Consider the following 12,580-nt stretch of genomic DNA (forward strand, 5'->3'; position numbering starts at 1 on the left):
GTAGCGGGACGCGCCGACGGCTCAGTCGCGGCGTGCCCAATCGCGCAGCACGGCGCGTGCAGCGTGCAGACCCGGCATGCCGTGGACCCCGCCCCCGGGCGGCGTCGACGACGAGCACACGTAGAGTCCCCGTCGTCCGGCGCGGTAGGGATGCAGCGAGGGCGCCGGCCGGAACAGCTGCTGCGTGCCCGCCATCGAACCGCCGCCGATGTCACCGCCGACCAGGTTCGGGTTCCACGCTTCGAGCGCGCTCGGCGACCACTCTCGACGTTCGAGGACCACGTCTGCGAATCCTGGCGCGAAGCGTTCGATCTGTGCTTCGAGGGCTGGGCGCACGTCGAGCGCTGTCCCGTTCGGGACGTGCGCGTACGACCAGAGGACCTGCCTGCCATCGTGTGTCCTGCTCGCGTCCGCAGCGGATTGCTGCGTGACCATGACAAACGGCTTCTCCGGCATGCGCCCGCGGTTGATGTCGCGTTCGGCCTCGATGATCTGCCGGAACTCCCCGCCGACGTGCACGGTGCCGGCGGACGCGACCCGCGCGTCCTCCCACGGCACGGGCCCGTCGAGCAGGTAGTCGATCTTGTGCACGCCAGCCCCATACTTCCATCGTGCGAGGTGAGCGGCATAGCGCGACTCCAGCTGCTCGGGGGCGATGCGGAGGATCTGCTTCGGCGTGAGGTCGAGGAGGACGGCGTCAGCCCGCGGGAGGTCGCGGAGGTCGGTGACCTCTGCGTTGGTCTCGATCCGGCCGCCGTTGGCGAGCAGCACCCTGGCGAGCGCATCCGTGATGCTCGCCGAGCCGCCCTTCGCCACGGGCCACCCGGTGCTGTGGCCGAGGGCGCCGAAGGCGATGCCGAACGCCGATGTCAGCGGTCGGGTGAGCGGCAGCGTCGCGTGCGCCGAGGAGCCGGCGAGGAGTGCCTTGGCCGCGCCGCTTCGGAAGACGAGGTTCGCGAGCGTCGCCGCCGGCAGGGCCCCCAAGACCCCGAGTCGCACCATGTCGACGGGATGCGGGGGAATTCGCAGGAGCGGACCCATCGCGTTCTCCACCGTCTCGAAGGGATGGTGCGAGAAGTGCTCGTGCAGGCGTCGCCAGTTGGGGCCGTCGACACCGAGCTCCTGGACCGTGCGTTCGATGTCCCTGTGCAGCATCGCCGCGCGGCCGCCTGGCAGCGGGTGCGCCATCGGGATCTCGGGCTGCACCCACTCGAGCCCGTTCTGCTCGAGCTCAAGCTCGCGAAACGCCGGGCTCGCGACGCCGAAGGGATGCGCCGCAGCCCCGAGGTCGCTCACGAAACCGGGCCCGAACAGCTCGGCGGACCTCGCCGCTCCTCCGATCTGGGGGTCCCGCTCGTACACGGTGACCTCGACGCCGCGCCTCGCAAGGAGCGCTGCAGCTGTGAGTCCGTTCGGACCCGCCCCGACGACAACCGCTCGGCGGCTCACCGCCCTGCGCCCGCCCGTGGGTCCTGCTCGAGGAATCGTTCCTCGACGGAGTCGCGGCTGATGCTCTGGATGAGCTCGATCTGGGTGTGCGCACGGGCTTCGAGTTCCTGCAAGCCGGAGAGCACGAGTCGCGGGTCCCGGGGCTGCACTGCGATGAGCGCCTCCCACATGGAGAGCTTGGCGCGCACCATGCCGGTGAGGGTGTCGAGTTCGAGCTGCGTGCTCGGGCGCTGCCTGAGGCGCAGGATGTTCACCGGGTTGAATGTGCCGGCCACGCGCGCCGCGTTCGTGAGCCAGAGCTTCAGGAACGACTCGCGGTAGCCGAGCTGATCGATGAGCGACGCCAGGTCGCGGCGGTCGGCCGCGATGTGGGCGATGAGCAACCGCATCGTCTGCTCGTGCGGCGATCCGGCCCACGTTGCCTTGGCTGACTTGAATGCGCGCAGCCCCGCCTCCGAGGCCAGGAGGTGCGCGTTGAGATACCCCGCGTAGACGTCGTGGTCGAATCCTCGTGCCGTTGTCATGCCCTGCTCCTCTCGCTTGCCGTATCCCGATTGTCTCGTGGCTCGAGATTCGGGGCGCACAGGTCTTCCAGGTAGCCAGCGAAGCCGCCCGGCGTGCGTCCGCGTTGCCGTCCCGATGTCAGGACGGGTGAGCTAGCCGTCGAATGCACGGTGAAGCCGCACGCGCTGACCGCGGCGGCGAGGCCGGTGTCCTCGTGTTCCCGGATCGGAGGGAACCCACCGGCGGCGAGGTAGGCAGAGGCCCGGACGCCGAGGTTGGCACCGTGGATGTGCGGGTGCCCTTCGACGCTCGAGTAGTCCCGACGCCACCCGGCCTCGATGTGCGGAGCATCCGACTGGGGTTCGACGTTCACCGTCCCCAGCAGGAGGTCGATGCCTGCGTCGGCGAACTCGAGCTGTGTGAGCAGCCAGCCCCGCGGCACGGCGGAGTCGGCATCGGTGGAGGCGATCCACGTCGAGGTCGGGTCGACGGCTGTCGGGTCGCCCCCGGAGCTGAGGCTGAGGGCGGCCCTCACCCCCGCTCGTCTGGCTTCGCCGACAGAGCCGTGCAGGCCCTCGATCACGCGGATGCGCTCGTCCCGCTCGGAGGCTCGGGCCGCTATCCGCGCGCTCGCGTCGCGGCAGCTGTCGAGGACGAGGACAAGCTGCACCCGAACACCTGCGCTCGCGCAGCGGATCGAGTCCATCGCGACCGTCAACGCGGCGAGGCACTCGGCCAGCGTCTCCGCTTCGTCGCGGGCGGGCACCACGATCCGCAGATCGCGGATGGGGGTGCTCGAGCTCCCCGCACCGGTCGCCGGACCGCTCACCGGACTCGTCACCGTCATCCGGCCGCGCTCGCAGACTGCCCCGCACCAGAGGCTGCGGCCGAGGCGAAGCAGGAACCGCCACTCGGCGGCATCCCGTTCTCGTAGATGTCGATGAGGGTCTCGTCCTGCACGTAGGAGGCGAGGCTGCGCATGCCGAGTTGCGCTGCGAGGGCGTGCACTCGGTCGCCGTCGAGCGGCCAGCCGTCGATCGGACCACGCCAGTGGCAGAGGACGAGCACGCCGGTCGGCGAGAGGGCTCGGCGGGAGTTGGCGAGGAGCTCGCAGAGCTCGTCCTCCGCCAGGTAGTAGCCGGTCTCGGAGACGATGACGAGATCGAGCTGACCGGGTCCGAGACCGAGTCTGTCCCAGTCGTGCGGCAGGGTTGCCTTGGCCAGATCGACGCCCGTGAGATCGGCGAGTCTCGCCGCGGCGAGGCCGAGGGCGGTGGCACTCGCGTCGACGGCGAGCAGGTGATCGCACCGTTCAGCGAGCGCTGCGGTGCTCTCGCCGATGGAGCAGCCGATCTCGAGGGCGCGCCGGTACGTCTCGCCGGGCAGCATCCCGACCATGAGGGCGAGCTTGCGCCGCTCGTACCAGCTGGACCGAAGGTCCCAAGGGTCGTCCGCGTCTGCATGGACGCCATCGAACGTGTGACTCGCCGAGCCGGCGTCGCGCGTCGCGCTCGCCGTCACCCGGAAGACCTCGAAGCTCCTCGAGAAGTGCTCGACCTGGCTGGCCCCGAGCACCGTCTCATCGCCGATCTCGTCGGAGAGCGCGTGCAGCTGCGAGGCATGCGCGTCGAGGGCGGCCGCCTTGGCGTCGGTCTCACGCGGTGAGATCGGGAGCCGCATCCAGTGACGCCACTCGCTGTCGCGCGCGGGGTGTGCCCAGTGCCAGAACCAGATCGGGAACTCGAGGAGCAGCGCGCCGGACTCGGCGGCGGCCCGCGCGAGCGCGGCACCGACGGTGTCGTGGTCCGTGTGTCCGTCTCTCCGGTAGGGCGCGGCGATGACGACACGCTGTGCCGGCGAATCCCGGACCATCTTCGCTGCGGCGTCTGCGATGAGGTCGGTGGACTGCGAGAGCTGGCCGTCGCCGAGGCCGAGCTCGACCGACTCGATGGAGCCCGACTGGCCGCCGGTGGCCTCGGACCCCGCTGACGGACTCGTGCGAAGCCGTCTGAGTGCCTCGTGGAACTCTGCTCGTCGCAGCTCGGCGAGCGCCGGGGGCTCGACGCTCGGCGAAGCTGGGTGCGAGGCCTCGCCCCAGGTGCACAGCAGGACGCGCACGGCGGCTCCGGCCGCGAGTGCCCTGCGGATGAGGCCGGCGGCGCCGAGGCACTCGTCGTCGGGGTGCGCGGCTCCGACGATGAGCAGCGTCTCCGGGCCGAGGGCATCTTTCAGCGCGAGGGTCGGAAGGTGCTCGATACCGGCTTCCAGCCAGGCTGCCTCTGGTGTCCCCGTGTCCAGATGTGTGAACTCCACCGATGCGGCGCCGATCACGAGTCGTCCCCCGAGATCGATGGGGCTTCGGAGGAGCGGTGCAGCGCGGCCGCGAGCTGCTGCCCGTGCGCTGCGTCGTCGCGGGCTCCGTGATGCTGGCTGAGGTACATGGTGAGGTCGGCGACACGTCGTGCGTGCGTGGCGTCGAAGGCGAGGGGGCCAGGCCCCATGGCCTCTCCGCAGAGTGCCAGCAGGCGCCAGCAGGCGGAGGCGGTGTTCCCGCGCACCCGTTGGGCAAGAGCCCAGTCGGCGCTTCCCGCGTCGATGCGGTCGGCGGCGTCGTCGAGCTGGACCTGGACGCCGTGCAGCAGACGATCCGCCTCACCGAGCCAGGCGAGACCGAGCTGGTCCGGTTCCCTGCCGCCCACAGCGCGTTCGAGCGCACGCCCGAGGGCCACCGCTCCCCCGAACCACACGGCGGCGACCGCGATCCCACCCCAAGCGAACCCCGGACGCGAGGTGTACCAGTCGGCGACATCCCCCACGGCTCTCGCAGTCGCCGAGTGGAGATCGACCGGCCCGCTCGGCACTCCACGGAGGCCGGTCAAGGGTGCCCCGCCTTCACGCGGCACCACCGCCGCCTGCCGGAGGTCGACCACGAACATCCACTCCCCCGTCGAATCCGACGCGGTGACGAGTGCACGATCGAGTTTCGCTGCGAGCGAGCACCAGCGCTTGGTGCCGGTCAGCTCCGCGTCCGGAGCCTCGGCGACGCTGTGCGAGTCCGTTCCCGAAAGCCAGCGGACAGCCACCGGCGACGCAGAAGCGAAGACGCCCCAGGCTTCACCGCCTCCGGCTTCTGCCCCCGCCTGCGCGAGGATCGCAGCGGCGTCGAAGTGCGGCTCGACGACACGGGCGGCGGTGAGATCGATCGCAGCGATGCTCGACAGCAGATGCAGCAGCGAGCGAGTGCGACCGCGTCCAGGCACTGGGACAGGAGGGAGCTCGCGCAGGACGCCGAGCATCTGCGGGGCGTCCCCTGCGCACTCCTCGGCGGCCTCGAGGAGCCGGGCGCTGCCGTCCCAGAAGTCGGCGTCGACCCCGATCCTGCCAATGAACTCGAGCACCCTGTTCTCCCTCCAGCCATACCCAACGGCGGGACGCTGCACTCCCCGGTCCACAGCACGCTACGCACGCCGACCGTGAGGGCACAGGAGGGTTGACACCAGGTGAGCGACCCGATAATCATGCGCGCTCCCGAGTAGCGGCAGGCGCTCAGGCACGCGGAGGAAACTCCCACGGAGCGGACCGAGCCTTCCCGTAGCGTCGTGACCCTCATGACGCAGACTCCCCCCGGATTCCCCCTTCGCGACTACGCCGCCATCGGCGACGGGCGCACCATCGCCCTCGTCACGCCCGACGGGCGAGTCGACTGGCTGCCGCTGCCCAACCTCGACTCGCTCCCCGTCTTCGCGCGCCTCCTCGACGACAAGACCGGCGGGTACGTCGAGCTGACCCCCGCGGGCGACTTCACGTCCACGAGGCGCTACATCGAGCAGACCAACGTGCTCGAGACCACCTACACGAGCGCGAGCGGTGTGGCACTCGTCACCGACGCCATGGTCACGGGCGTCGCCGGGCGCCTGCCCTGGGCCGAGCTCGCCCGACGAATCGACGGCATCGAAGGCAGCGTCGAGTTCACCTGGCGCGTCGTACCCGGCACGATGCTCGGCACCAGATCCCCGTGGCTCGACCGCGTCGGTGAGCACACCATCATCCGCTGCGGTGAGCTCTCCCTCGCCGTCGTCGGCAGCGAGCACGGCCCCGAGAGCGCCGACCCACGCAGCGGAGCGGAGGAGGCCGAGCTCCGCGGCGGGTTCACGACCGCACCCGACTCGCGACACCTGCTGGTCCTGACCGCCACCGAGGGCGAGCCCCTCCGCGTTCCCGAGCCAGAGAACGTCGACAAGGGCATCGACCGAACCATCGAGAGCTGGCTGAGCTGGTCCGAGGAGTTCTCCTATGAAGGCCCATGGTCCAAGCAGGTGCAGCGCAGCGCGCTGGCGCTGAAGCTCCTCATCTACAGTCCCACGGGTGCTATCGCCGCGGCGGGGACGTCGTCGCTGCCCGAGAACCCGGCAGGCGGCAAGAATTGGGACTACCGGTTCGCCTGGATCCGCGACCTCGCCTACACCGCGCACGCCCTCGTCTGGTTCGGACTCAGAGAGGAGACGCACGCGGCCATCTCCTGGCTGCTGCGCACCATCCGCGAGCAGGGCCCGGACATCTACGTCATGTACTCGCTCAACGGCGAGACGTGCGCGGGCGTCGAGAAGTACGACGTCCCCGGGTGGCGCGGCAACGGCCCCGTCGTGACGGGAAACCCCGCGCAAGGGCAGCTGCAGCTCGGCATCTACGGCGACCTCATCGCCATCAGCCGCACCTACGTCGAAGACGGCAACCTCCTCGACGTCGAAACCGCACGACTCCTCGCCAAGGTGGCCGACAAGGCCTGCGACGACTGGCGCAAGCGAGACGCAGGAATGTGGGAACTCGGCGAAGAACAGCACTACACCTCCTCCAAGATGGGGTGCTGGCAAGCGCTCAACGACGCGATCGCGCTCGCGGAGGGCGCGCACATCGAAGGAGACGTCGACCGCTGGCGAGCGGAACGGGAGCGCATCCGAGCGTGGACGCTGGAGCACTGCTGGTCCGAGGAGCTCGCCAGCTACGTCATGCATCCCGGCTCGGATCGCCTCGACGCCTCCGTGCTGCTCCACGCGCCGAGCGGCTTCGATCGCGGTGAGCGCATGTCGTCCACCATCGACGCACTGAGCAGGGAACTCGGCCACGGCGCTCTCCTCTACCGGTACTCGGGAGTCGCCAGCGAAGAGCACACCTTCGTCGCCTGCGCCTTCTGGCGGGTCTCGGCGCTCGCCTGCGTCGGCCGTTCCTCGGAGGCGATCGCGGCAATGGACGAGCTCGTCGAGCAGACCAACGACGTCGGGCTGCTCGCCGAGATGATCGCCACAGGCGACGGTGCCTTCTGGGGCAACCTCCCGCAGGGACTCAGCCACCTCGCGCTCATCAACGCCGCCCTCCTGATCAGACAGCTCGCACCGGAAGAAGCCACAGATGACCAGTGAACCGACCGTCTTCCGCGAGCTGCGCTCGGTGCTCGTCGAGAGCATCTGGTGGGATGCTCGCACCTCCGAACTCGCCTGGGTCGACATCACGATGGGCACCTTCCATCGGGCGAGGCTCGACGGGGCTCGCGACGGCAGCGACGACCGAGTCTCCGCTCTCCCCGCCCCGGTCAGCGCCGTGCAGCCAGCCGCCGGGGGTGGCTTCGTGGCGTCGCTCCAGGACCGCATCGTCGTGCTCGGGCCGGACGGTGAGCTGCAGAAGACCATCGCCTCCGTCGTCCACTCCCACGGTGGCATCCGCTTCAACGAGGGCAAGGTCGACCCGTTCGGCCGCTTCGTCGTCGGGTCGATGAACACCACGTCGCCCGCGGCGGATGGAGCCCTGTACACCTTCGACGCCGACGGCACCGTCCGACTGCTTCTCGGTGGGTTCCACACGACGAACGGCCTCGAATGGAGCGACTCCGGCGACACGATCTTCGTGACCGACACGTCGACGCAGACCATCTACCGGGCGAGCTACGGCCCTGGCCCCGACGACCTCGGCGAGCTGGAGCCGTTCATCCACGGGCGCAACTCGGACGGGCTGGCCAGGGACGTCGACGGCTCGTTCTGGAACGGCATCTACGGGGCTGGACGCGTGGCGCACTGGGACGCCAGCGCATCGCCATTGGGTGACCTCACTCTTCCGGCGCCGAACGTCACGTCGGTCGCCTTCGGCGGCGACGGGCTCTCGACGCTGTTCGTCGGAACGGCGCGAGAGAACCTCACCGAGAGCGACCTCGTCGACGCACCCCTCAGCGGCTCGATCTTCGCCATCGAAGGCGTCGGTCACGGTCGCCCCGCCAACGTCTTCGGGGCATCCGCGAGCCCGCAGTGACCCCCTCATTCTTCTCTTCCCCACGCACGTCACTTCTCGAACCAAGACTGGAGACACGCACATGGATCTCGGCATCACCGGCAAGAAGGCACTCATCACCGGAGGGGACTCCGGCATCGGCTGGGAGACCGCCAGGCAGCTGCTCGACGAGGGCGCGATCGTCGTCCTGAGCGACAAGGACCCGGACGCACTCGCGGAGGCGGCCGCCAAGCTCGAGGCGCCGGACGGCAGGCTATTCGCGCACGCGGCCGATATCACCCGACTCGATGAGCTCGCCGAACTGCACGGCTTCGTGCAGGAGCACGTCGGCGACATCGACATCCTCGTGCAGTCCGCGGGGATCACCGGGGCGCAGGGGCTATTCCACGAGATCGACGACGAGGGATGGACGAAGACCGTCGAGATCGACCTGCTCGGTCCCGTCCGGCTCGTCCGGCAGTTCCTCCCCTCGCTCCGCAAGGGCGGTTGGGGCAGGATCGTGTTCCTCGCCTCCGAGGATGCGGTGCAGCCCTACGACGACGAGCTTCCCTACTGCGCGGCGAAGGCCGGCATCCTCGCGCTCTCCAAAGGACTCTCGCGCAGCTACGCGTCGGAGGGACTGCTCGTGAACGCGGTCTCCCCGGCCTTCATCTCGACGCCGATGACCGACGCGATGATGGAGAAGCGCGCCAAGGAGCTCGGCACGGACGTCGACGAGGCGATCGAGTCGTTCCTCGACGAGGAGCGACCGTACATGGAGCTGGGCCGCCGCGGCGAGCCGAGCGAGGTCGCCTCCGTCATCACCTTCCTCTGCTCAGACCGGGCCTCGTTCGTGAACGGCTCGAACTACCGGGTCGACTCGGGCTCGGTCGCGACGATCTAGCCGCCGCTCGGCGCCCGCACACCACGACAGACACCACGTACAGGAGACGAACATGGCAAATCAGTACACCTTCACCGACCCCACCAAGCTCTACAGCGAGATCACGCCGAACTCCGACGACCAGACCGAGCCGGGCCTCGACGCGAAGCTCCGTGACACGGCGGACCTGGGCGAGAGCACCTACGAGGGATCCGGGCGCCTCAAGGGGCGTCGCGCACTCGTGACCGGCGGTGACTCCGGCATCGGCGCCGCCACGGTCATCGCGTTCGCCCGCGAAGGCGCCGACGTAGCGCTCGCCTACCTGCCCGAGGAGCAGGAGGACGCCGACCGGATCACCGCCATCGCCCAGGACGCGGGCGTCAACGTGGTGCAGCTCCCCGGCGACCTGACCGACGACAAGTACGTGAAGGGCCTCGCGGATGCGGCGGTCGCGAAGCTCGGCGGACTCGACATCCTCGTCAACAACGCGGGCAAGCAGATCTTCAACGAAGACCTCACGACGCTCACGAGCGAGCAGTTCGACGAGACGTTCAAGGTCAACGTCTACGCGATGTTCGAGATCTCCAAGGCCGCGATCCCCCACCTCCCGCCGGGTTCGACGATCATCAACACGACGTCCATCCAGGCCTACTCGCCCGCGGCCATCCTCGTCGACTACGCGTCGACGAAGGCGACCATCAACGCCTTCACGAAGGCGCTCGCCCAGCAGCTCGCGCCCAAGGGCATCCGCGTGAACGCCGTCGCCCCCGGACCGATCTGGACGCCCCTGCAGGTCACAGACGGGCAGCCGCCGGAGAAGGTCGAGGAGTTCGGCGAGGACACGCCGCTCGGCCGCATGGGTCAGCCGGCTGAACTTGCACCCGCGTACGTCTTCCTCGCGTCGCCCGAGTCGAGCTATGTGCTCGGCGAGACACTGAACGTGAACGGCGGCATGCCGACACCGTAGGGCTCCCCTGTCCCACGGAAGCGGACGCCCGGGCCTCAGGCTCGGGCGTCCGCGCTCGTTTCCGGGGTCGCCTCCGGACCAGCCGTCGTCGGGCAGGTGATGGTCACGGTCGTTCCGGTCTCGTCCGTCTCGAAGCGGATACGGGCGTGCACCAGCGCTGCGCGCTGACGCATGGATGCAACCCCGAACGTGGTCGCCGCGAGCTGCTCGAGGGGCGCTGCGGCGCCGGTGCCGTCATCGGTGACCGTGAGCACCAGCGTGGAGGGCCGCCAGAGCACAACCACGTCGATGCGGCTCGCCCCTGCATGCCGCCGGGCGTTCCGGATCGCCTCGACGGCGATCGCGTGGAGCTCTTCGGCGGCTGGTGCCGATACCGCTCCCCTCGTCCCGATCTCCGTGACCTCGACGGGAGCCGCGCCCGCCAGCTCGTGCGCGGCGTAGTCCATGAGGGCATCCGGGAAGCCTGCGGGGGCGGGACGCTCCAGATCCCAGGCCATCGCCTCCACGAGGGCAGCGTCATCGCCGGCAAGCGAGGGCAGCACGGTCTCGCGAAGCTGGCGAGCCAGCCTGAGCTCGGCCACTCGCTGGACGCCGGAGAGCTGGGTGCGCAGCGTCTCGGCGTAGGCGAGCGCACCGGGGACGAACCTGCCGAAGACGCTCGCGTGCAGGACGAGCGCGACGGTCACGGTCGGCACAGGAAGGCGACCCGCGAAGACGGGGAGCGCGGTCTCGAACAGGAGGTTCGCCGAGACGAGGGGCTGCGCTGGGTGCAATCCCTGCGACAGGAGGACATCGGCGGTCGCCTGCATGAGGCCCAGATCCATCGCGGCGGGCGCTTGCAGGTGCCCGTAGTCGCGGAGACCGGCCAACCTCGTCCACGCCTCTGTGAGGATGCCGACGACGTGGGCTCGGAACACCGGATCAAGCTGCCCGTCCTCGACGGCGGCGTCGCCACGCTCGAGGAGCAGCGTCGTCGCGGTCTCGAGGACCTCATCGATGGCATCGGCCAACCCGGCTTCGGGCGAGTCGGGGGCTGCTTGGTCGCGAAGGAGGGAGTCGTCGGTCACGGTCCCGATCGTAGATGGGCCGGTCGCAGTCACGTGTCAGCCGCGCGGCCCTAGGCTGACGCAGGTGACGAGCACTCCGAAGACGACGACCGCGAGGGCGCCTGCCCCTGTCGCTGCGCTGCGGATCGCCGTCGGGCTCGGCATCATCGGGCTGCTCGGGTTCACCTACGCGGGCAGAATCGAGGTCGGCGACGACAACCCGTTCGACTTCTTCGGCTACTTCACAAATCAGACGAGCCTGTTCACGAGTCTGCTCCTCATCGCCGCTGGCGTCCTCGCTGTCCGCGGGCGCACGGCCCCAAATTGGCTCACCCTGCTGCGTGCGATCGCCACGAGCTGCATGATCATCGTCGGGGTGATCTACAACACCCTCGTCCCCGGAACTGGCTCCGCACCTCCCTGGGTCAGTGCCATCCTGCACGTGGTCTTCCCCGCCTACGTGGTCCTCGACTGGCTGCTCGTCGGAGATCGCCGCCCACTCCCGTGGCGTGGGCTCTGGCTCGTGCTCCCCTACCCGCTCCTGTGGATGCTCGTCGTGCTGCTGCGAGGCGCGACTGACGGGTGGGTGCCATACGGCTTCCTGCTGCCGGAGCGCGGCATTGCTCTCCTGGCGCTCCACGTCGTGGGCCTCCTCGTCGCCCTCATCGCGGCCGCGTCGCTCGTCTGGTGGGCCTCGCGATTCCGCGGCCTGCTCGGGGCGACAGTTCAGCAGCGAGTCACCTCCACGATCCGCCCACGGCTCTGAACTGCGGGCATCCGCTCGCTGACGTCAGCCGTTCGTCGAGGCCCCGCACGGTCGCACGAGCACGGTGGGCGAGCGGAAGACCGCGGTCGGTCAGAGCAGCCGAGCCACGGCGTCGGCCAACGCCTGGCCGAGACCCACAAGGCGCGTCCCGAACTGGATGCACTGCTCGAGGGTGCGCAGAGCGACGTCGGGGACGAACAGCCACAGGATTCCGAACGTGGCGGCGAGCGTGACGGCGGTGACAACCAGCAGGAAGCCGGCCGCCGCGAGGCGGGGATAGCGGAGCGATGAGGTCACGGTCGTCGGCTGCGTCCACCAGGGAGTCGCGCGGCGCGCGCTCGGCGAACGCTTCGCACGCGTCGCAGTCCGCGCGGAGGAGTTCTGCCGGCGGGGCGGCTGGCTCCGCTTCGCTGTCGTCGAGCCGACGCGCGGCGGGCGGGCATTCCCGCGACCTGCCCGCGTGGTCGTTCGGACGCGCTTCGCGCCGCTCGCTCCGGGGCTGCGACGCTTGTTCGACGACGGGCGGGCCACAGGCGCTCCTCCGTGTTGGGGAGCCATCAATCTATCCCCTCTGATCGGCCCGGACAGCTACGTTCAGGTCACGGTTCCCCGGTCGCGCAGGTGGCCCTGTCGTCGTCGTGCTGAGGCCCGGCGTGCACGGCTCTGCCAGTCCAGACCTGACCTGAGCCGCCACATGGGCAAGCGTTGCT

Annotated in this window: 12 protein-coding genes; 5 read left to right on the forward strand and 7 right to left on the reverse strand. The window is 69.7% G+C overall.

Going from position 1 to position 12,580, the window contains the following annotated elements; translation table 11 throughout:
* Positions 1 to 21: 21 nt before the first annotated feature.
* From ITJ61_RS03345 to ITJ61_RS03365, 5 genes are read right to left on the reverse strand one after another with little or no spacing between them, the layout of a single operon-like run.
* Entirely contained in the window at positions 22 to 1,449 is a 1,428-nt protein-coding gene (locus ITJ61_RS03345; protein WP_194685427.1) for a phytoene desaturase family protein, read from the reverse strand.
* Positions 1,446 to 1,973, reverse strand: a complete 528-nt coding sequence (locus ITJ61_RS03350; protein ID WP_104241378.1) for a hypothetical protein — start codon at positions 1,971 to 1,973, stop codon at positions 1,446 to 1,448. The genes ITJ61_RS03345 and ITJ61_RS03350 overlap by 4 nt, the downstream gene beginning before the upstream one ends.
* Positions 1,970 to 2,800, reverse strand: a complete 831-nt coding sequence (locus ITJ61_RS03355; RefSeq protein WP_194685428.1) for a glycosyltransferase — start codon at positions 2,798 to 2,800, stop codon at positions 1,970 to 1,972. Before ITJ61_RS03355 ends, ITJ61_RS03350 begins: the two co-directional genes overlap by 4 nt.
* Entirely contained in the window at positions 2,797 to 4,284 is a 1,488-nt protein-coding gene (locus ITJ61_RS03360; protein WP_194685429.1) for a PIG-L family deacetylase, read from the reverse strand. The genes ITJ61_RS03355 and ITJ61_RS03360 overlap by 4 nt, the downstream gene beginning before the upstream one ends.
* On the reverse strand, positions 4,281 to 5,351 hold the full coding sequence (locus ITJ61_RS03365) for an acyl-CoA/acyl-ACP dehydrogenase (RefSeq protein ID WP_194685430.1): 1,071 nt from the start codon (positions 5,349 to 5,351) through the stop codon (positions 4,281 to 4,283). The genes ITJ61_RS03360 and ITJ61_RS03365 overlap by 4 nt, the downstream gene beginning before the upstream one ends.
* 210 nt (positions 5,352 to 5,561) lie before the next feature.
* On the opposite strand from ITJ61_RS03365, the gene ITJ61_RS03370 reads away from it, so the two are divergent.
* From ITJ61_RS03370 to ITJ61_RS03385, 4 genes are all read left to right on the forward strand, one after another.
* Positions 5,562 to 7,370, forward strand: coding sequence for a glycoside hydrolase family 15 protein (locus ITJ61_RS03370; RefSeq protein ID WP_194685431.1), 1,809 nt, complete (start codon positions 5,562 to 5,564; stop codon positions 7,368 to 7,370).
* Complete coding sequence (locus ITJ61_RS03375) at positions 7,360 to 8,250, forward strand: SMP-30/gluconolactonase/LRE family protein (RefSeq protein ID WP_194685432.1); 891 nt, start codon at positions 7,360 to 7,362, stop codon at positions 8,248 to 8,250. Before ITJ61_RS03370 ends, ITJ61_RS03375 begins: the two co-directional genes overlap by 11 nt.
* A gap of 61 nt (positions 8,251 to 8,311) precedes the next feature.
* Entirely contained in the window at positions 8,312 to 9,112 is an 801-nt protein-coding gene (locus ITJ61_RS03380) for an SDR family NAD(P)-dependent oxidoreductase (RefSeq protein ID WP_104306841.1), read from the forward strand.
* Positions 9,113 to 9,164: 52 nt separating this feature from the next.
* The gene (locus ITJ61_RS03385) at positions 9,165 to 10,058 is read left to right on the forward strand and encodes an SDR family oxidoreductase (RefSeq protein WP_104298704.1); all 894 of its coding nucleotides are present in this window, start codon (positions 9,165 to 9,167) and stop codon (positions 10,056 to 10,058) included.
* A 35-nt stretch (positions 10,059 to 10,093) separates the two neighbouring features.
* On the opposite strand, the gene ITJ61_RS03390 is transcribed toward ITJ61_RS03385, so the two are convergent.
* Entirely contained in the window at positions 10,094 to 11,125 is a 1,032-nt protein-coding gene (locus ITJ61_RS03390; protein ID WP_194685433.1) for a sensor histidine kinase, read from the reverse strand.
* 64 nt (positions 11,126 to 11,189) lie between these two features.
* On the opposite strand from ITJ61_RS03390, the gene ITJ61_RS03395 reads away from it, so the two are divergent.
* Positions 11,190 to 11,870 carry a Pr6Pr family membrane protein gene (locus ITJ61_RS03395; RefSeq protein ID WP_323744293.1) on the forward strand — a complete coding sequence of 227 codons (681 nt, stop codon included), beginning with the start codon at positions 11,190 to 11,192 and terminating at the stop codon, positions 11,868 to 11,870.
* Positions 11,871 to 11,960: 90 nt separating this feature from the next.
* On the opposite strand, the gene ITJ61_RS03400 is transcribed toward ITJ61_RS03395, so the two are convergent.
* Entirely contained in the window at positions 11,961 to 12,167 is a 207-nt protein-coding gene (locus ITJ61_RS03400) for a hypothetical protein (RefSeq protein WP_194685435.1), read from the reverse strand.
* Positions 12,168 to 12,580: the final 413 nt, after the last annotated feature.

It is taken from the genome of Pseudoclavibacter sp. VKM Ac-2888, assembly GCF_015351285.1.
Taxonomy (GTDB): Bacteria; Actinomycetota; Actinomycetes; order Actinomycetales; family Microbacteriaceae; genus Pseudoclavibacter.